The 20596-nt window shown below is 48.9% G+C and carries 17 protein-coding genes; 15 read left to right on the top strand and 2 right to left on the bottom strand.

The window, feature by feature from the left end; translation table 11 throughout:
* Nucleotides 1-172: 172 nt before the first annotated feature.
* The 4 genes from AC1DWB_RS21570 to AC1DWB_RS21555 are packed head-to-tail and all read left to right on the top strand — an operon-like array spanning nt 173 to nt 4742.
* A complete protein-coding gene (locus AC1DWB_RS21570; RefSeq protein ID WP_477543153.1) occupies nt 173-1828 on the top strand; it encodes an extracellular solute-binding protein in 1656 nt (551 codons plus the stop codon).
* A 36-nt stretch (nt 1829-1864) separates the two neighbouring features.
* Nucleotides 1865-2761 carry an ABC transporter permease gene (locus tag AC1DWB_RS21565; RefSeq protein ID WP_477543152.1) on the top strand — a complete coding sequence of 299 codons (897 nt, stop codon included), beginning with the start codon at nt 1865-1867 and terminating at the stop codon, nt 2759-2761.
* 27 nt (nt 2762-2788) lie between these two features.
* Nucleotides 2789-3673 (top strand): carbohydrate ABC transporter permease, encoded by an 885-nt coding sequence (locus tag AC1DWB_RS21560; protein WP_477543151.1) that lies wholly within the window; start codon nt 2789-2791, stop codon nt 3671-3673.
* Between the two features lie 34 nt (nt 3674-3707).
* Nucleotides 3708-4742 (top strand): zinc-dependent alcohol dehydrogenase, encoded by a 1035-nt coding sequence (locus AC1DWB_RS21555; RefSeq protein ID WP_477543150.1) that lies wholly within the window; start codon nt 3708-3710, stop codon nt 4740-4742.
* Here AC1DWB_RS21555 and AC1DWB_RS21550 read toward each other — a convergent pair.
* On the bottom strand, nt 4703-5710 hold the full coding sequence (locus AC1DWB_RS21550; protein WP_477543149.1) for an MsnO8 family LLM class oxidoreductase: 1008 nt from the start codon (nt 5708-5710) through the stop codon (nt 4703-4705). The genes AC1DWB_RS21555 and AC1DWB_RS21550 overlap by 40 nt on opposite strands.
* Nucleotides 5711-6180: 470 nt before the next feature.
* Between AC1DWB_RS21550 and AC1DWB_RS21545 the strand changes: the two genes are divergently transcribed.
* The 5 genes from AC1DWB_RS21545 (at nt 6181) to AC1DWB_RS21525 (ending at nt 10528) form a co-directional block, all read left to right on the top strand.
* Entirely contained in the window at nt 6181-6906 is a 726-nt protein-coding gene (locus tag AC1DWB_RS21545; RefSeq protein ID WP_477543148.1) for a hypothetical protein, read from the top strand.
* A gap of 130 nt (nt 6907-7036) precedes the next feature.
* Entirely contained in the window at nt 7037-7456 is a 420-nt protein-coding gene (locus AC1DWB_RS21540) for a GntR family transcriptional regulator (RefSeq protein WP_477543147.1), read from the top strand.
* Nucleotides 7457-8356: an ABC transporter ATP-binding protein gene (locus AC1DWB_RS21535; protein WP_477543146.1), complete on the top strand. Its 900-nt coding sequence runs from the start codon at nt 7457-7459 to the stop codon at nt 8354-8356.
* Nucleotides 8353-9261: an ABC transporter ATP-binding protein gene (locus AC1DWB_RS21530; RefSeq protein WP_477543145.1), complete on the top strand. Its 909-nt coding sequence runs from the start codon at nt 8353-8355 to the stop codon at nt 9259-9261. Before AC1DWB_RS21535 ends, AC1DWB_RS21530 begins: the two co-directional genes overlap by 4 nt.
* On the top strand, nt 9254-10528 hold the full coding sequence (locus AC1DWB_RS21525) for an ABC transporter permease (protein WP_477543144.1): 1275 nt from the start codon (nt 9254-9256) through the stop codon (nt 10526-10528). The genes AC1DWB_RS21530 and AC1DWB_RS21525 overlap by 8 nt, the downstream gene beginning before the upstream one ends.
* 215 nt (nt 10529-10743) lie before the next feature.
* Here AC1DWB_RS21525 and AC1DWB_RS21520 read toward each other — a convergent pair whose 3' ends face one another.
* On the bottom strand, nt 10744-11112 hold the full coding sequence (locus AC1DWB_RS21520) for a hypothetical protein (RefSeq protein ID WP_477543143.1): 369 nt from the start codon (nt 11110-11112) through the stop codon (nt 10744-10746).
* A gap of 682 nt (nt 11113-11794) precedes the next feature.
* On the opposite strand from AC1DWB_RS21520, the gene AC1DWB_RS21515 reads away from it, so the two are divergent.
* The 6 genes from AC1DWB_RS21515 to AC1DWB_RS21490 all read left to right on the top strand — a co-directional run.
* Complete coding sequence (locus AC1DWB_RS21515) at nt 11795-13231, top strand: right-handed parallel beta-helix repeat-containing protein (RefSeq protein ID WP_477543142.1); 1437 nt, start codon at nt 11795-11797, stop codon at nt 13229-13231.
* A gap of 45 nt (nt 13232-13276) precedes the next feature.
* Nucleotides 13277-15925 (top strand): sensor histidine kinase, encoded by a 2649-nt coding sequence (locus AC1DWB_RS21510; RefSeq protein ID WP_477543141.1) that lies wholly within the window; start codon nt 13277-13279, stop codon nt 15923-15925.
* Entirely contained in the window at nt 15922-17481 is a 1560-nt protein-coding gene (locus AC1DWB_RS21505) for a response regulator transcription factor (protein WP_477543140.1), read from the top strand. The genes AC1DWB_RS21510 and AC1DWB_RS21505 overlap by 4 nt, the downstream gene beginning before the upstream one ends.
* Nucleotides 17482-17584: 103 nt before the next feature.
* Nucleotides 17585-18970 carry an ABC transporter substrate-binding protein gene (locus AC1DWB_RS21500; RefSeq protein ID WP_477543139.1) on the top strand — a complete coding sequence of 462 codons (1386 nt, stop codon included), beginning with the start codon at nt 17585-17587 and terminating at the stop codon, nt 18968-18970.
* 161 nt (nt 18971-19131) lie between these two features.
* Nucleotides 19132-20211, top strand: coding sequence for a sialidase family protein (locus AC1DWB_RS21495; RefSeq protein ID WP_477543138.1), 1080 nt, complete (start codon nt 19132-19134; stop codon nt 20209-20211).
* Between the two features lie 44 nt (nt 20212-20255).
* A partial coding sequence (locus tag AC1DWB_RS21490; protein WP_477543137.1) for a hypothetical protein occupies nt 20256-20596 on the top strand: 341 nt, incomplete at its 3' end.

Here is a 20596-nt window from a genome sequence, read left to right as displayed (position 1 = left end):
TTCGAATGTTTTATTCCGTATGGATAGATACTGGCTGCAGATGAACGTTGTGTCGGGCAGGAATAAAACTGTCGAAATGGTTTCTTGTCTGGGAATAAGGCGGTTACTATGATGGGAATACGGATAGCCGAGTGGTTATCTGAACCATCGAAATGAAGGGGGCAGAAACAAAATGAAACGTCAGATCGGGGCATTAGTAAGTGTATGTCTGGTAGCGGTTCCATTGTTAGCGGCTTGTAGCAAGGATACCCAGGAGACGAAGGGAAGTCCTGCGCCGACGGCTGCCACGACCGCAGATAAGAAAGCGGTTCCAGAAAAATATTCACCCGCAATAGAAATGACAACGGTGAACTACAGTTTTGCCACAACGAAGTTTTTCAACGGGGAAGATATCAACAACAACATCTGGACACGTACATTAGAAGAAAAATACGGCATCAAGGTAAAGACCCAGTGGTACGTGCCTCAGACGGAATATGACAAGAAGACGAATCTGATGATCGCTTCCGGGGAAATTCCTGACTTCTTCGCGGCCACACCGCAGCAGTTCAAGCAGTTGTCGGAAGCCGGGCTGCTGGAGGACATGACCAAGCTCTACAATGATTACGCGCCGGACTCCGTCAAGAAGGTGATGCAGGGAGCCGGTGAGACGGTGCTGAAGTCCGCTACGGTGGACGGGAAGCTTATGGCGATTCCATGGTCGGGGGTAGCGAAGGAAGGCCCAGCCATCCTATGGATTCGCAAAGACTGGAAGCAGAAGCTGAATCTCCCTGACCCGAAGACGATTGACGATTTGGTGGCGATCTCCGACGCATTCACGAAGAATGATCCAGACGGCAACGGCAAGAACGACACGTTCGGTCTGGCGATGGAAAAAGATATCAACATGGCTGGCGGCTTCATGCAAGGGCTCGGCGCATATCCCGGCTTCTGGCTCAAGGATGCCTCTGGAAGTCTGGCCTATAACGACATTCAGCCGGAGATGAGAAAAGCGCTGGTCAAGTTGAACGAGATGTACAAAGCCGGTCAATTCGATCCCGAATTCATCGTCAAGGACACCGCGAAGGTGAACGAAAGCATCGGAGCCGGCAAGATCGGCATGATGATCGGCGGCCGTGGCTCGGCTAACGCTCCGCTCGTGTCGCTTACACCTGATCAAGAATGGCAGGCGTATCCGATGCCAACCGTGGATGGGAAAGCGTTCCAAGCGGGACTGCCGCTCAATATTTTCTCATACTATTGGGTGGTGAAGAAAGGCACGAAAAATCCGGAAGCGATCTTCAAAATGATGGACTTCTGGCTGCAAACGTACTACTACAATAAATCCGAAGAAGTATTCTACAAATTCATCAACCCAAGCGTAACGGATCAATCCGCATTATGGACGTATTCGCCAGTCAAGATTTATTTGCCGGACAACAATATAGAGAACTACCGTCAGGCTACTGCGGTTCTGGATGGTAAGCTGAAGCCGGAAGAACTGGCTCCGGAGAAGAAGAAAGTGTACGACAAGATCATGCTGTACAAGGGCGGGCAGAAGAGTGTCTGGGGTGAGTTCGCGCAGAACGGTCCAGGCGGCTCAGCCAGCATCATCGATCAGATTATCAAGGAGAACCGATTCGTGCCGAATCAGTTCTACACAACGCCGACCCCTACCATGGTGGAGAGAGCCCAGCAGTTGGATAAGTTACGCAATGAAACGTTCATCAAGATCATTACGGGTAACCAGCCGATCGATGCTTTCGACAAGTTTGTCGCGGATTGGAAGAAGCAAGGCGGCGATCTGATCACCAAGGAAGTGAACGACTGGTACGCTAAGCAGAAATAATTAAGCACCTGGAAATTCGACAGAGGAGGGGCGGCAATGAACGCCAAACGTCTAAGGGAGCTCCCGCTCCATCTCATGATCCTGCCAGGAGCCATTATCGTGTTCATCTATCATTACATCCCGCTGGGTGGACTCGTGATGGCGTTTCAAAAGTATATGCCAGCCAAAGGCATATGGGGTTCGACTTGGGTGGGCTTGCGCAATTTCGAGTACATGTTCAGCCTGCCGAGTACGATGGAGGTGTTCTGGAACACGATCTTCATTGCCCTGATGAAAATTATAGCCGGCTTGATTGTGCCGATCTTCACCGCGCTGCTCATCAATGAGGTGAGCCGAACGGTATTCAAACGAACCGTACAGACTATGATTTATTTGCCTCACTTCTTATCTTGGACGATCCTGGCCGGTATTCTCATCGACATCCTATCCCCCGGCCAGGGGATTGTGAATCAAGTATTGGGCTGGGTCGGGATCAAGCCGATCTTCTTCCTCGGCGACAACCAGTGGTTCCCTTACACGGTGGTCATCTCGAATGAATGGAAAGAATTCGGCTTCAGCACAATCGTCTACTTGGCTGCCTTGTCGAGCGTTGATCCGGCGCTATATGAGTCGGCTGTTATCGACGGTGCGGGGCGCTGGCGGCAGACATGGCATATTACGCTGCCCGGGATTCGTCCGGTCATCGTGCTGCTGATGACGCTCAGTCTGGGACAAGTGTTGAATGCAGGTTTCGAGCAAATCTTCAATCTGTACAGCCCCTTCGTCTATGAGAGTGGGGATATTATCGACACTATGGTATACCGAATGGGCTTGGTAGATGCCCAATATAGCTTGTCAACGGCTGTAGGTTTGTTGAAATCGATCGTCTCGCTGATCTTGATTTCTATATCCTATACACTCGCCAGCCGACTGGCCAACTACCGGATATTCTGACGCTGAACAACAGGAGGGGTACGCATTATGGTGGAGAATCCGTCATGGGGTCGCAGGTTGTTCCTAGTCAGCAACTATGTCTTCTTGGCTCTGCTGGCTTTTCTATGCTTGTTCCCGATCGTCCACGTGCTAGCGGTCTCATTCAGTTCGAGCAGTGCAGCGGCGGCGGGTCGGGTAGGGTTATGGCCGATCGAATTCACGACGAAGGCTTATGCCTTTGTATTAAATAAAGAAGAGTTTACCCGTTCGTTCGGGGTCTCGCTTCAGCGGCTCTTACTCGGTACGGCGCTGAATATGATCATGTGTGTGCTGATCGCTTATCCGCTGTCCAAGGAAACGAGGGATTTCAAATTTCGTTCGGTGTATGTCTGGTATTTCTTCATTACGATCCTATTCGGCGGTGGCCTCATTCCCACATATATGACGGTGAAAAATACGGGATTGATGGATACGATCTGGGCGCTTGTCCTGCCTGGGGCTGTACCGGTATTCAATATGATCTTGCTGCTCAACTTCTTCCGCGGCTTGCCCAAAGAATTAGAAGAGGCTGCTTTTATCGACGGTGCGGGTCACATGCGGACGTTATGGAGCGTATTCATCCCGCTATCGAAGCCGGTGCTGGCGACGGTACTGCTGTTTACGATGGTCAGTCATTGGAATGCTTGGTTCGACGGATTGATCTATATGAATGACCCGACGAATTACCCGCTGCAAAGCTACTTGCAGACGGTCATCATTCAGCAGGACATGAGCGCCATGTCCGATAGTGACGTAGAGCTCATGAAGCAATTGTCGAACCAAACCGTCAAGGCGGCTCAAATCTTCCTCGGGGCGCTGCCCATCCTTGCGGTGTACCCGTTTCTGCAAAAGTTTTTCGTCAAGGGGATTGTGCTTGGAAGTGTAAAAGGGTAAGTTGAATCAAGTGAAATAGGGGTGGATGAGAGAGATGAAGGCGGCAAGAAGTTGGAATGGACAGTTGGAAATTGCGGACGTTGCCATGCCGACAGCGAATGATTGTTCCGTCGTAGTCAAGACCGACTACTCGGCAGTTAGCACAGGCACGGAACTGATGGTGGTGCGCAAAGGAATCAATGCATTTCTCGGGTACAGCGCAACCGGAATTGTCACGGAAGCAGGCAAGGACATCGAGCATTTGAAGGTAGGGCAGCGGGCGGCCTGCTATGGGGCAACTACGCATGCTGAGTATTTCCTGGCTAATCGCAACCATGTTGCAGCGGTGCCGGATCATGTAGATCCGCAGGAAGCGGCCTTCGCGGGAATCGCGACGATTGCCCTGCAAGGCTTGCGGCAAGCGGACCTGCGGTTCGGCGAGTCCGTTGTCGTATTGGGGCTTGGCATCGTCGGCCAATTGGCCGCGCAGATCGCGCAAGCGGCGGGATACCGCGTGTTCGCGATGGACGTGATGGAAACGCGCTGCCAGCTTACGAAGGAGGCAGGCATCGTGGACGTGTATACATCCGCCGACGCGTTGCTGGAGCGGGTTCGCGAAGCGACGCGCGGCCACGGTGCGGATTGCGTGCTTATCTGCGCGAATACGAAGGCGCACCGACTGATCGATCAGGCGCTTGACTGGATTTGCGACAAAGGCAAGATCGTCATCGTTGGCGATACGAATACAGAGTTCGAACGCAACAAGCTATTCGCCAAGGAAGCGCAGATTACGATCTCTCGTGCTGGCGGACCGGGACGTTACGACCGAGCGTATGAGCAGGAAGGCCGGGATTATCCGTACGGCTATGTCCGTTGGACGCTGCAGCGCAATCTGGAGGAGTTTATCCGCATCCTCGCCTCCGGTCGATTGAATCTTCGCCCGCTTATTACCGGCATTTACCGGCTGGAGCAGCTGGAAGATGTGTATAATAAAGCGGAAGCTGCACCTGCGGAGACAATGGGGACGCTGATTGGGTTCGGGCCAACCGATCATGGATCGGTTAGCATCGCCTCAGCCAGCAGCTCATAAGACCGCAGCCGCTTGGCATAGTCCGCTATGTGGCACACGACGAGGAACTCGTCCGCTTCATATAGCTGTTGGAGTTCGTGCAGGCGGGCTTTGACTTGCTGTGGTTTGCCTACCAGCAGCTTCGGATTGCTGGTGGGCTTTGCTGTGTCTGCAGCACCCGTTGCTAGCGGCTCGCTCGCAGCGCCTGACGTCACGGCCTTCGGCCGGAACAGGCTGGCACTCTCGGCGGCCAGTTGCAGCGCCGCCTCCTCGGTCTCGGCGCAGATGACGCCGACGGCTACGATAGTCCTCGCGTGCGGGCACAGTCGCGAGGGCTGGAACGCTTGCCGATACGCGGCCAGCACTTCGGTCCCGTCGGCATCGCTCATGAACTGGCCGAACACATAGCCGGTGCCGAATTCGGCCGCGTAGGCTGCGCTCTTCTGATTCGTCCCGAGCATCCATACGTCGGGTGGGATCTCGGGTACAGGGCGTGCCGTAACGGACTGCCCCTCCAACTGATAACGACCTTCCAGCAGCAGCATCAAATCCCTGAGCGTATCCGGCAGCTGTCGGACATTTTCCAGGAAATTGCCGCTTAACGCGATGCTGAGATGGGCCGATCCACCTGGAGCTCGTCCCAAACCAAGATCAATTCGCCCAGGGTACAGTGTCGCGAGCAGGTTGAACGTCTCTGCTACCTTGATCGCCTTGTAGTGCGGCAGCAGCACAGCGCCAGAGCCGAGCCGGATGCGCTCCGTCTGTGCGCCGATGTGGGCGAGTACCACCTCCGGGCTTGAGCAGGCGAGCATCTCCATATCGTGATGCTCGGCCACCCAATACCGAGCATAGCCATTATTCTCGGCGGTCTGTGCCAGCTTAACCGCTTGTCCCAGCGCCGCAGAAGCGGTCGTCCCCGGGTACACGGGAATTAGATCCAATACGCCAAGAGTAATGATCTTCGTCTTCGCTTCCTTCACCGCTCGCATCTCCTTCACTCTCCTTGAACTTCACGTACCACGCGCATCTTCTGCAATCCCAGTATCCCCTGCATTTTCACACACCCCCTGCACTTCATGCACCCTCTGCATTCCATGCTCCCCACACAATTCTTGCTACTTCTGCATTCCACGCACATCCTGCATTCCACGTACATCCTGCACTTTATGCCCCCGTGCCCCCCCACGCATCTTCTGCATCCCCCTGTATACTTTTGCGACTGTCGATTCGGACTAATGAAGTGCCTTTCAATAATAAGAGAACTCAGTTCCACTATTTATCGATTTTATGACTTACAAGCTACTCAAGCGCTAACCCTTAAGCCCGGTTTCACCCCACAGAGTGGCAGGCTCGAAATTATTTTACCACAAAAAGGGTTGCATCCTTATCGTGCCATGTGTATACTGTTCATATAGATATACACACTATACAGACATGAACAGTTGATGAGGGTGATGAGATGGTTTGGAAGCGGGCTTGGTGGATAGCGAAGCACAACATAAAGAGTTGCAAGGTCGGATTTATGATATCGGTTGTGTTTAATCTATACTTCAGTTTTTTTATAGCTATGGGGTTGAGGGACCTGCTTCCGCTTGCGCCTGATACGGTGGGGTGGAGAGACACTTTAGCTGTGGACATACTCATGCTCACTTGTATGAGCGCGATGGGCTTCATGATGACGAAGGAATACCGCACCTACTGGTCGCATGACACGTTCTCGAAGAGGGTTTTGTTCCTTAGGACGATGCCCATCCGGGTGGAGGAACTGGTGCTGGGACGGTTCCAGACGCTGCTGGTCAGCTTGCTCTCCATCTCCATCATCTTCTTCGGCGCCCTGTACTTCATAGCTGGGTTCAGGGATCGGCTGGACTTGCTCCAATATGTGGAGTGGATAATCTTATGGCTCTGCTTCGGTATCATTATGGGCGGATTCTACGTATATGCCGAACTTGGCGGCTCCGGAAAACGATACATGCTCGTGTGTAGTGTGGGCGGCATCGGAACGATTCTTCTGGCGGTTGTAGCTGGGATGACAGGGTTAGGTATCGTTATAAAGTCAGTCGAGCTGGTGGAACGATTCGGTATTCTGGTACCCTTACTCAGCCTATTGCTCACGGTGCCTATTACGATGGGATGGATCAGAATGACCGAACGGCGTGTTCGCTCACGGGAATACAGCCGATGAAGAGGATGCTTACGAAGTGCGTTTCGGAAGAAACGCTTGAGATGATGCTTACGAAGTGCGTTTCTAAAGAAACGCTTGAGATGATGCTTACGAAGTGCGTTTCTAAAGAAACGCTTGAGGAGGTGACGGCATGCCTATTCCGATTCGTGTATCTCCCGACTCCCCTGAACCGATGTACCACCAGATCGAAGTTCAACTCCGCGGCTTGATCGTGAGCGGTCAGTTGACGGAAGGTACACTTCTGCCCTCTATCCGTGAGATGGCGATTGATTTGAACTGCAGCGTAATAACGATTCGCCGGGTGTATCAGGATCTGGAGAACGAGGGGCTGCTGCGAACGAGGCAAGGCACCGGCACCTTCGTCGCCGCGGTAAGCGTGCAGGACCGGCAAGGGTACCGCAAGGAAGCGGTGCTGGAAGCGGTGCGGACCGCTTTCGATACGGCCAAGCGAGTGCAGTTCACCCGTCAGGAGATGGAGCTATTGCTTCAGGAGGCTGTGGATGAATGGTACCCGCCGCCACGTTCTGATCAACCAAAGGAGGAATCCTAAATGAACAACAACCAACCTGCGATTTCTATACAGGGGCTGAGCAAATCGTTCGCTGATTTCCAACTGGGCCCCGTTAATCTTCAGCTTGAACAAGGGTGTGTACTGGCCGTTGTAGGTCCGAATGGCTCCGGCAAGACATCGTTGTTCCAGCTTCTAATGAATATCGGCCTGCCGGATTCTGGTGAGATCGCCTTGTTCGGAGAGCGGTATGCCGATCGAGAAGTGGAGATCAAGCAACGAATCGCCTATGTTCCGGATAGCTCCTACGGGGAAGAAAAGGCGTGGCGAGTGGAAGAGTATGCGTCCTTCTATGCGTACTGGTATCCGACCTGGAGCCAACGGAAATGGGAGGCGTTTCTCCAGCGCTATGAGATCGACCCGCGCCGCAAAGTGAAAGCATTGTCCAAGGGGATGAAGCGTCGGATCGCGTTCAGTCTGGCGATGGCCCAGGAGTCTGAGCTGCTGCTGCTCGATGAACCGTCGTCCGGTCTTGATCCGTTGGCCTGGCGCTTGATGTTGGAGGACATCCAGCAGTATATGGCGGATGGGACGCGAACGGTCGTCATGGCCACACATACGATTGAGGAGGTACGGCGGCTCGCGGATTTCGTAGCGTTCATGTACGAAGGCAAGCTGATCGGCTTTTATGAGAAAGACATGCTTCTCGACAGCTGGAAGTCGTTCTGGGTGGAGGCTCAGCCGGCTGAGTTGACCTCGATCCCGGGCATCGCTGTAGTCGACACGTTCCGCGGCTGCCGCATCGTGAGTCATTCCGCGCAAGCAACGGAGGCCGCTCTGCGGGCAGCAGGTATCGGAATTCAACAAATTCAATCTATTGAACTTGATGAAATATTAGCTAACTTAATTATGCAAGGTAAAAAGGAGATGAAGGTGCAATGAGTCAAACAGCGCTTAAATTAGAGCGAGTCACCAAACAATATGGCAGCAAGACAGCAGTTAATGGAGTCGAATTCGAAGTCCGCAAGGGTGAGATCTTCGGGCTGCTGGGCGCGAATGGCGCGGGGAAGACGACTACGATGCGGATGGTGCTCGGACTTATACTGCCGGATGCAGGTCAAATTCAATGGCAAGGTCAAGGATATCGGGAAGAACTGAAGCAGTTGATGGGCTATTTGCCTGAGGAGCGGGGCCTGTATCCGAAGATCAAGGTACATGAGCAGATTCTGTACTTGGCGGAGTTGCGGGGCATGTCGCGCAAAGAGGCAGATCGCAACCTGAAGAACTGGCTGGAAAAGTTCGAGGTGAGCGATTATTACGACAAGAAAGTCGAAGAATTGTCCAAGGGGAATCAGCAGAAAATCCAGTTCATCGCGGCCGTCATCCATAATCCGGACATTCTTATTCTCGATGAAGCGTTCAGCGGACTGGATCCGGTTAATGTCGAGCTACTCAAGAAGAATGTTAAGGAGCTGCGCGACCAAGGCACGGCAATCTTGTTCTCCAGCCACCGGATGGATCATGTTGAAGAGTTGTGTGAGAACATCTGTATTCTGCATAAGTCGAACACGGTGTTGAAGGGCGGATTGAAGGCGATCAAGCGCTCGTTCCCAAGAGAACGCATCTTATTGGATACCGAGCAGGATGTAGAAGGATTATCCGAAATCCCGGGTGTTTTGAATGTAACACGTCTGCAGGCTTGGACCGAAATTCGCGTATCTGATCCTAGTGTTGGTCAAGATATTTTGCAGACGGCGATGCGGCAAACCGAAGTGAACCGGTTCCAGATCATGGAGCCTACATTGAATGAAATTTTCATAAAGACGGTAGGTGGCGACAATGAATAAATGGATGACTGTAATGAAATTTACGTTTCGCAATAAAGTGAATTCCAAATCTTTTCTAGTAACGACCGTTATTATCGCCGTTATTCTCTCACTGTTAATTAATTTGCCGAGTATAATCTCGCGGTTCTCGGATGCTAAGGCCACCAAGATCGGCGTCATTGAGAGTGGTACGGAAATAACCACCATGCTGCAAGCTTATTATGCGAAGCAAGAGAAGCCTGATTATGAGATTGTGCCGCTGAAGAACACAGGGAGTAAGGAAGGCAATGAGAAGCTGGCGCTGGATCGTATCGATGCCGGGGAAATCAAGGGTGTGCTGGAGTTGACCGATGATCCGGCAGCAGGATTCCCGAAGGCCGCGTATAAGTCCAAGAAATCCATGAGCTTCTCGTCTACGAACAAGCTGCAGACCGTGCTTCAGATGATCAAGTCTGAAGTCACCATGAAGGACATTGGGCTGAAGCCGGACCAACTGGCTAAGCTGACGTCAGCCGTGAAGCTGGATACGGTTCAACTGCAGCAGGGGGATACGGGCAAGACAGAATCGGAAATGGCGATGGCCTATATTTTGGTGTACGCGCTATTGTTCCTGTTGTACATGGGTGTTATCGGGTTCGGCAATATGGTGGCCATGGAAATTACAGCGGAGAAAAGCTCGCGGGTCATGGAGATCCTGATCACCAGCGTCTCGCCGCTCAAGCAAATGTTCGGTAAGATTGTCGGTATCTGCCTACTGGGGCTTCTGCAGATTGTGATCTTCGTAGGGGTGGCTGCAGCCAATCTCGTTATTCCGAGCAACCTGGAGAAGCTGAAGGAGATGGACATTCACATCAGCGATCTGGATCCGATGCTGCTCGTCTACTTCGTAATCTTCTTCCTGCTCGGCTACTTCATCTATGCCACCATGTTCGCTGCGGTGGGATCGTTGGTTAGCCGTACCGAAGAGGTCGGCCAAGCTATTATGCCGCTTACGATGCTGATCGTAGCTGGGTTCATGATCGCCATGTACGGATTACAGAATCCGGCCGCTCCACTCGTCGTCGCAATGTCCTTCGTCCCATTCTTCTCACCGCTTATTATGTTCCTGCGCGTGGGGATGAGCGATCCAGCCGTATGGGAAGTGTGGCTGTCGATCGGCATCACAGCCTTGTCCGTCTATGCGCTTAGCTGGCTGTCGGCGAAGATATATCGCGTCGGGGTTCTGATGTATGGCAAGCGTCCTAGCATCCGCGAATTGAGCAAAGCGATGAAGGCGTTCAAGGTATAGGTTATTTAGCAGCATTAATGTGTGAGTAATGGTTATAGTCGAGACCACGATCGGAAATAAATATCAGCCAGTTAGATCAAACCCTTGATCTAGCTGGTTTTTGTTATTGTTGGGATTAACGGCAGGATTTATTTCATGAATTAACAGGACAGAATGTGAAGGAAATAACAAAGAAAAATATTATTATCACGGTTGCACCCTGGATGCACAAACGGTTATGCCAAGCGTGACCTTGTCGTGTCATATGTCGCTGGTTCACAGTGTATCGCCAGAGCGTCACGGTATATTAATTCAACCTGCAAACGACCCGACGCCCCTTGCTGTCCACGGTACGCGTCCGAATACGCTTCCTTAAGCTTCTTCAACACCGTATACAGCTCTTCAAACGTTCCCGGAATATCCAGATTGTGCTTTCGCAAAATATCCGTGCGGATCATCGGCGCTCTGCCGCCCTGAATAAAATGCTGTGCCGTTAAAGCCCTGATCATTTCGTCAAAAGAATCAAAATCCTTCTTCAGGAGCATAGCACGCAGAACACAGATCAGAATACAGTGATAGATCCAAAGCTGATCCCTTTGTTCCACCGTAAGGTTGCGCCCCAAAAACAGTAGATGGTTGATTAATAGTTGAAAGTTGTCGTTTTCGAGCCTGCTCGCCGATCTGACGGTTATCCGCATGGGAAGCGTAATAGAGGGCCGACAATCGCGTAATATCTGGTGGTACCCGTATCTTTGGACACGTCATTGAACAACGTACTAAGGAGATTGAGAACCACTCCACTTTCGGATAACCGGGTCTCAAATGCGGCGGATAGGCTGTGAACCAGCTTTTCGATCTGCATGCCGAACTCGAGGCGTATGTGCTTTTTTCGGCGCATTTGCCTTCGGTATGGGCTCCGTTCGATCATCAGGACGATCTTGCCTCAATACGCATAGGGCTGGACCGTTTCATGGAAACATTTCGTTACGATCCGACTCAGCCTATTACATTTTTTTAAAGCGGTTACATTTACCTACCATTTCAGACATTCACCTTCTTTCTCCTTATTTTGGAACATGCTATCATGAGTTTAGATTATTGATGGAAGTGTTATAAGAGCAGGGCTTACGAATACTCCTTAGGTTAAAGTTCTAGGTATGGAACAAGAAGACGATCGAAACCCCGCAAGCTCTTAAAATATGGATTGAACATATAGTAAATCCAGCGGCCTGAAACATATTCGGGCCGTCTCTCATAATGGGCGTAGAAAGGACGTGGAATCACAAAATGAAAAATAAAATAACAGCATTTCCTTATGGCAAAGTTCGTGCCGGCGAACGTATTATGTTACAATCGAGACCATATGCGACGATCTACTATACAACGGACGACAGCGATCCGTTAACGTCAGGGACTGCGATGAAATATAGTACTCCTTTCTTAGCCGGCTCATATCGATTGAGGGCGATCGCACAGGATGACGATGGACATAATGGGGGAATTTTCGAATTCGCGTATGAACTGGATACAGCCAGCTATATCTCCGTGAAAGAATTTGGAGCTGTAGGTGACGGGGTGGCAGACGATACCTCACCCCTCATATCAGCGATATCTTATGCACAAAAACATAACTTAGCAGTGTACATACCGGAAGGTGAGTACAGACAATTGGAAGTGGTGGAATGGAGCGGCATACACGTGTTCGGTGATGGAGAGCGTTCCATCATTAGAGCCGATCACCCTGAAAAACAGGCTTTTCGCCTTATCGGATCGGGCAGCTCGTTGTGTGATGTAAAATTGACCAGCAGCTCCGAAAAGCGACTTACAGGCAGGGATCATCAGAGACTGGGAACCCGCTCGGCTAACCATTTCATAATCGAGCGTACGATTGTTGAAAACTCTAGCGCCTCGGGTATATTCATTTACGAAAGCACGAACGGTATCATTCGTAATAATACGGTTATTGGGACTAAGGCGGACGGTATTCATAACACTAACCGCAGTTGCAATTTGTTAATTGAGTATAACCGGGTGCTTGAAACAGGAGATGATTTAATCGCTGTCGTTTCCTACGATAAAGATGGAGGACCATGCAGTAATATCCGTATACAAAATAATAATGTCCAAGCAAACAAAAATGGCAGGGGAATCACGGTTGTTGGGGGGGAATACGTCACAATAGAAAACAATATCGTAACAGAACCATTCTCAGCAGCGATATATATAGCATCTGAGGACAGCTTCAAGACATTCGGTGTGAATCACATATCGGTAATCGGTAACACCCTTTATAAGGGAGGTCATGCTGTGATGGGGCATGGGGCGGTTCATGTTTTTGCGAATCGATTGTCATGCCACGGCATTGAGTTCCGAAACAATCAGATAGTCGATGCCCGCTCATTCGGCGCGCATTTGAACGGAGGACAGGAGATGTCAGTGATTTTTGAACGGAACAGCTTCCACGGAACGGTTGATCATGGTATCCATTTAAGCACTTCTTTTACAGGAACAGCGTTACTGCGACAGAACGATTTTAGTCAAATCGCCGGGTACGGAGTCATTTATTGTAAACCGAATAACACGTCTCACGTAGAAATCATTCATAACGTGTTTCGATTCCGTGATTCCAACGACGACATTGTGAAAAAAACCATATATGTAGAGGCATTTGTTGGAACCTCCGTGCATGTAGAGAGGAATGAAATCGCAAGTTATATGACTTGATTTGTTCCGGACTGTATATTATCTTCAAAAAAAAGTTGAGGTTACATGAAAAATTCCTTCCGACTTAAAATCATATGGGTTACCGTCGTGTTGACCTCATTCCTTTTTATCATGATAGCTGTGCTCTCTTACACGTTCTCCATGAAACAAGTGAATGCAGAGCGGATAACTTTAATGGAGCCCTTACAGGAGCAAGCAGTCAATCATTTGAATGTTTACTTGGAATATGCTGAAAAAATCGCCGGCCTTGTAGGCGAGAATAAAGAGCTCCTGCAGAAAGTGGATGCCCCGACAACTGATGATTACGAAGAATTCAAAAAATATGAAATGCTTGAAAATCATTTGCTGCAATTGACACGGCTATACACTAATATTGATTCCATCATGATCTCCAGCAAGTCCGGAGAGGTAGTTCTTTCACCTAATTGGTACGGCTATCAGCGATCTGATGTGAAAGATATCAATTTGTATCGAGTTCATGAATTTACGGAAGCGCTGCTAACGAAACAGGGAAAATGGGTATATGTTCCCCTTTTTAATGACAGAAAGGAAACGCTCTTCTTCGGAAATCGTTACATTTTTGTGAGACCGCTTACAGAAGACATTGCGATTGCAGTCAGCATTGCTTATGAAACGTTGAAGGAGCTCACCCGAAGTCAATCTATTTATCAGTTTCACATCGAGAACACAACTTCCGGCTTCGAGCTGCGTCTCTCAATCGATGATGACCCGGAATATCAGGCAATGGTTAGAGGTAATCGTGAGGCTCTATTATACGTACTCCTAGCACTATTCATAACGGTGACGGGTCTCACAACACTTTTCGCTCGAAAAATGATGTCTCCTATTGAGCATCTAAAGAAACAGCTGATGGAAATCAAACAGGTGGACAACATTCAGGACTTTATTGCTTACAGAACAAGTAAGACGTTCTCAGTAAGCTTTCGATTCAAGCTGTTCTCGTACATGTTCGGATTGAGCGTACTGGGAGCCGCCCTCTTATATGCGGTTAATTATCATTACACTTCTATTCAAATCAAACACAACCTCCAAAAATACTATCAAGAGTATGTTCACCAGATCGGTAACATTTTAGAGGCTAATCTGAGCTACTCCGCGCAAGCATCGAACATGATCTTCGTTGATGATTCCGTACAGAGCTTGATGCACGAAGCGGATAGTCGTATAAAGCTGGACCAGGAGCTTCTTAAAGCATTCTCCTATCAGCAGATCGATATGAGAAATATTAAATACGTGAACCTGTACAACAAGCACGGCGAGTTATTGTTTTCCACCATCAACAGTCTCATCAATAATGAGCCTATCACGAAGAAGTCCTATTTTCAGCAGGTTGAGCATTCAATGGGGGAAACCTTGTTCTTGAACGAACCGAAAGATATATTCGGCAATGACGTGCTTATCACCTCAAGGAAGCTGTTCAGTCTGCTGGAGCGAAATACACATTTGGGATACTACGTAATCGCCTTCGATAAAAATGCTCTTCGTTTAACGGATAGCGGAATAGCCGCAATGTCGAGCGAGTTTCTTCTGACCGATCGGCAAGGCAACGAGATCTATAGGAAAAGCAGCAGCAATGAACGAATCATTCCGGTAAAAGGAATAGCGCAACAGTCAGCGGGGAGTTTGGAGCTTTCATCGAACGGCCAGCGTTACATGGTGCTCTACGATACGATTCAGACACCAAATTGGAAGATGGCCACTGCACTGGACGAGTCTCAGTTCAATGAGGCTCAGCAGGAAATCATGCTGTTTAATGGATATATGCTATTGTTTATGCTTGCTATCATTCTAGTTGTCATTACGCTCGTTTCGAACAGGATGGCGAAGCCCGTTCGCGAACTGATTATTCAGCTTCGGAATGCGATACAGGAGYGTTGGCCCGACATGCGCCTGCCGGCTGTTTACGGCTCTTACGAAATCGATGAATTAGCTGGTCATTTGAACGATATGATTGAAAAAATACAGCGTCTGACGCGCAACCTTCATTCAATCGAATTGAAAAATCGGGAGGCGGAGCTCTCTCACCTCCTTCAACAGATCAATCCTCACTTTTTATATAATACATTGGATACAATCAAATGGATGGCGATTGATATGGGAGGGGGACCGAACCGGGTTTCCAGTATTATCGGACACCTGTCTATTTTTCTTCGATCCGGCATTCACACAGGGATGAAGATGGTTACGGTACGGGAAGAGCTGATGCACATTCAGGCGTATTTGTCCATTCAGGAATTGCGGTATGGGGATCGTATTCGGATCAAATGGGATGTGGACGAGCAGGTGCTAACTTTGCCCGTTTTAAAGTTTATCTTACAGCCGCTAGTGGAGAATGCCCTGTTGCACGGGATCGATAAAAAACAACGTACGGACGGCTGGAAAGGTTGCTTATTCATTCAAATTGCAGCTCACGAAGATCAAATTCGAATTGTTGTGGCCGATAATGGCAACGGCATTGAGTATGGGAAGCGGTTGATGTTAGAGAGTGAGCGCACGACGGATGCTAACCTTCAAAAGGGAATAGGTCTAAGCAATATACGGCAGCGTATCCAACTCGTATATGGGGACAAGGGAACTATGTCGGTCACAAGCCGACCTTTATTTTGGACTAAAATACAATTATCCTTACCCCGTATAGAATCCATATACGAAAACAAGGAGGTCATGAGATGATCCCTGTGATGATTGTGGAGGATGAGCCGGTAATTAGAGAAAGCATGAGAAAGCACATCCCATGGGCAGATTGCGGCTTTCAGGTTGAGGCGGAAGCGGGAAACGGCTTGGAAGCATTGGAATATTTAAACAAAAATCATATAGAAATCGTTTTTCTTGATATCCAAATGCCGGAAATGGGGGGGCTTGAACTGTTGGCGATCATAGCTGATAAGTTCCCTCACGTTTCGGTCGTTATTGTCAGCGGCTTCAGTGATTTCAATTTTGTTCAAGCAGCCCTTCGTCTGAAGGCGGTTGATTATTTATTGAAGCCAGTAGATCTACAGGATGTCATACGGCTGCTTGAGAAGATCAAGAAAAAAAGAGAGACCGATACAGAGAATCACAAAGGAACCATTCAGGCGATGGCCGTTCAATTTGTCGAGATGGGGTTGTTTAAATGGATAAATGCCGAATACGTCCATGAAGACCTATCGTCATTCCCGCAAACAATTGCACAATCTTTTCCACGGATGTCCTTTCAGTTTCTTCTGCTTGCTCCACGAAAAGGGGATCGTTGGATGGCGGATGAGGTTAAGCAGCGGCTGTTTGAACCATTAGTTCAGATATTGGGCAATGAGACGACCATTTATTTGGCTGAAAAACAGCGGATCGGTCTTGTCGTGCTGATTGTTTCCAATTCGATAACAACTCACCGAGATGAGAGCAGTGCGGAAGCGATTATGGATGTAATGAATGATGCAAAAGCGATTTTGTACAGTGATATCCTTAGAAATCAAAATCTCCACCTATATAATGCAGTACTACGAGAAGCAGCTCATTTGCAGGGGTGCTTATTTTATAACGGACAACAAATGTTTCATCTAAAATCGTTTCCCGTTAACAACTATCAAGAACTTCAACTATCGGAGTCCTGGGAGTCGGAGTTTATCGAGGCCGTACGTTCGCATCACCCGGGGACGGTCCGGGCGAAGCTGTCAGAGCTTTTTTTTAAGTTAAGCAGCGAATCCTGCTATACCCCGGAAAGTGTGTACAAGTACTATGTGAACTTGCTCCTGAAAGCCGCCGCAGTGTTAAGGGAGTCGGCTCATGACGACATCGTATCGCAGGAAAGTGTTGCTAGGGCGGTACAATCCATCCTCGAGGCTTCTCATCTTCGTGCACTCCATCGGATGATGGGTGTCATCCTGGGAGGGATGATCGAAACCTATCATTTTCTATTTCAAGGAAGCACCAGGAAAATCGTCAAGGAAATAATAAAATATGTGGATGAGCATATTCATGAGGATATCGTATTTACAGATCTTGCAGATCAATTCAGCGTAAGCCGGCAGCATCTGTCGCGGCTATTCCGGAATGAAAAAAGGATGACCTTCAATCAGTATCTGAAGGAAATGCGCATCAGTAGCGCTATCCGGATCCTCAAGCAAAATTACTCGGTCAAAAACTACGAATTGGCTCAAATGGTCGGATATACCGACCCTAAGCATTTTAGTAAGGTGTTTAAAGAGGTTACGGGAGTGAGCCCCAAGGAGTACATGAATCACCTATTATAAATGTGGTTACTTTCACCTACCATTTCAGACAGTTACCTTCTGTGCCACTATTTAGAATCGGCTTATAATGAGTATAGATTGTCAAAGGGGTGTATAAAAACCGATGAAATCAGTGGCCAAATGGCTGCGTACTATCGTAATAAGCTACGCAGTAGTTGCTCTAGCAGCCGGTTGCTTCCAACAAACGGGCCAATCCAGTGCCGGAAAACAGGAGCCCGTGAAGCCTGTGGCAGATGCAAAAAACGCAAAATTAACGTGGGTGGGATACGGTTACCTCGCAGGCGGAAAGTCGGAACGTATTATTGCAAAGTGGAAGGAAAACCATCCGAACATTGAGATTGAGTATAAGGAGTTTCCGAACACGCCGAAGGAGTATTTTAGAGCTTTGGATGTTGCGGTTGCCGGCAACGAGACGATGGATGTCATTCTAATGGACAATTTAGCCATTGCGCAACGGGCCACTCAGGGGATGCTGCTAGATATAACCCAGCTGGCAGCTAAAATTGGACTCAAAATGGATGAAGATTTCGGTCCAGCCATCAATGATGTTATTGTAGACGACAAGCATTATTTTCTACCTTACACGGTGTCCATGAACATGCTTTGGTATAACAAAGATATGTTTGATGCCAAGGGCATCAAGTATCCGGACGAAAATACAACGATGCAGGAACTTGCGGACATGGCGAAAAAATTGTCGTCGGGTAACGGAAACACCAAGGTATTTGGAATCATGAATGATTTCTTGGATTCCGCAAGCAATGCCGGCTGGAACTGGCTAAAGGATGGCAACGTACCGAACTTTACAGACCCTCGATTTAAAAATGCCGTCGCATTAAATAAAGAGCTGGCCGACAGCGGCGTTTCACCTACCAATTTGAAGAAAGAGCTTGAAAAAATGGATCAACGAGTTCTCTTCGCTCAACAAAAGACGGCCATGATGACAGGCAATTGGTGGACGCCGGTGCTTTGGTCGATGAGAAAGCTGAACGACGGGGTATTGGGTCAAGACTCGTTGAAGTTCAAATACGGCGTAACCTTCATGCCTAGATATGATGCAAGCTCTAAAGCCAAGGTATCTCGTCTAGGGCTGGGCTGGGGCTATTCGGTAAATTCAAAGACGAAATATCCGGAAGAATCGTTTTTATTCGCTAAATTCCTATCCACGGAAATCCCTGATTTGATAGGTGCATATCCGGCTTACAAGCAAGTCAATAAAGATGTGTTCTACAACATCTTCAATGAGTTTATCGATAAAGACAAGAAGGTACACAAGGATCTATACGATAAAGCGTTCCTCGATACGATTAAGCGGATCCATGACGAAACGATCCCATCCGTTAGCGTTTATGGCCCGTCCAAAGAGGATGCTGCTATTAAAGCGGCGATTTCAGATCTATTCCTTCGCGAGAGGCCGCAGTTGGAGCTGGGGAAAATCAGCCTAGACGATTTTATCAAAAAAATGCAAGACGAAGCGAGAGGGAGGTGAAGAAGCTGAAGTAAAAGATCAACAGAAGCAATGTTCTGTTTCCATAAGGAGTTGCAGGCTTTGAGAAAAATCAACAGGATGCGTCTCCATGAAACATTGATGGGCTATATGTTCGTGCTGCCAATCAAAGAGATAATGGTAAAGAAAGGGTGAACGGTTCAATGCTGCAGAAAATAAAGGACATCATTATTTGTCGGGATGAGCATTATAATACATTCCCGAACGCAGTCGTACGCGACGACGGCAGTATTTATGTGGCCTTCCGGCAAGCCCCGGATCGCCAAAAGCAATATGGCGACGCCACTCATGTGGACCCGGCGGCTAGAGCGGTGTTTGTCACTTCCAGCGATAATGGCAATACGTGGGACGCACCTTCTCTCCTGTACGACGATTTTGCTGCCGGAGTGCAGGATCCGTGCATCATCAAGCTAAAGGATGGAACCCTGTTCTGCACTTACTTCCTATGGAAAGTATTTCGTAAAGAAGATGCCGGATTATCCCGTCTGATGGATCATCCTGTATTCGAACATTGGGTTGGCCGGCTAGGAGGCATCTATTCGATTCGTTCCTCCGATGGTGGATATTCTTGGGATAAACCGATACGCGTCGAGGGCGGCGGTTGGGCCGTGCGCGGTAATGCGGTAGAACTCGAAGACGGCTCAATTGTATTGCCGACTTATGGTGAAGAGAACTTGCAGCACGGCGGTTCGGTCTACATCATGAAATCGACGGATCGCGGCGCTTCATGGACCCGATTGGCTGCACTGGAACAAGACGAATATGCCTTTAACGAACCGATGCTTCACTTAACACCTACTGGAAAAATCGTTGCCTTCCTCCGTTCGGGGAGCCGGAGGGGGCCGGAGCCTAACGGTAAAATCAGTCCCTTGTTTACATCGGAATCGTATGACGGAGGGTTGACCTGGACCGAACCGGTCAAGAGGAATATTTATTCCCCAAGTCCGTATCATGCTCTTCAACTGCGAAGCGGTAAGGTTTTGATATCCTACGGCTACCGGTTTGAACCGTTCGGAATCCGTGGTTTCCTTCTCGACAGTGAATGCGAAAACTGGGAGGAGGTCCATGAGACGGTATTGCGTGACGACGCCCCGGGAGTAGATCTTGGTTATACTAGTGCAGTCCAAATGGAGGATGACCTTATATTGGTGACCTATTATTACTTTGATGATCCTCGTGGACCACGTTATATTGCAGGAACKCTTTGTCAAGAAATTGACTGATCGCCAACGATTCTTTCTATCACACGTTATAAGGAGGAATGAACATGTCAGAGAGTAAAAATAGAGTAAGTAGAAGGAAGATTTTATCTTCGATAGGGATGGCAGGTATCGTCGTAGCTTCAGGAAGTTTGCTTCGAGCCCAGCCTGCTTTTGCAAAAAACACTGAGCTGCATGCGGCAACCCATAGCAGGGGGGGCGAAGACGAATTAAACATCGCCAACTTAGCAGGTTATCCAGAACTGACTGATAAAATAGGGGATCTGTTGAAATTAGGAATTAAACCTAAAAGCTTAGCGGCAAGCATCGCCGACCATGGGGTGGATATCGAACAATATGGGGCTGTCGGAGATTTCAACGAAACTACAGGAACCGGTACGGATAATTA

Source organism: Paenibacillus sp. P4_E11, assembly GCF_056401635.1.
Note: the sequence above shows the minus strand (reverse complement) of the source record. Positions and strands in the feature narration are given on the sequence as shown.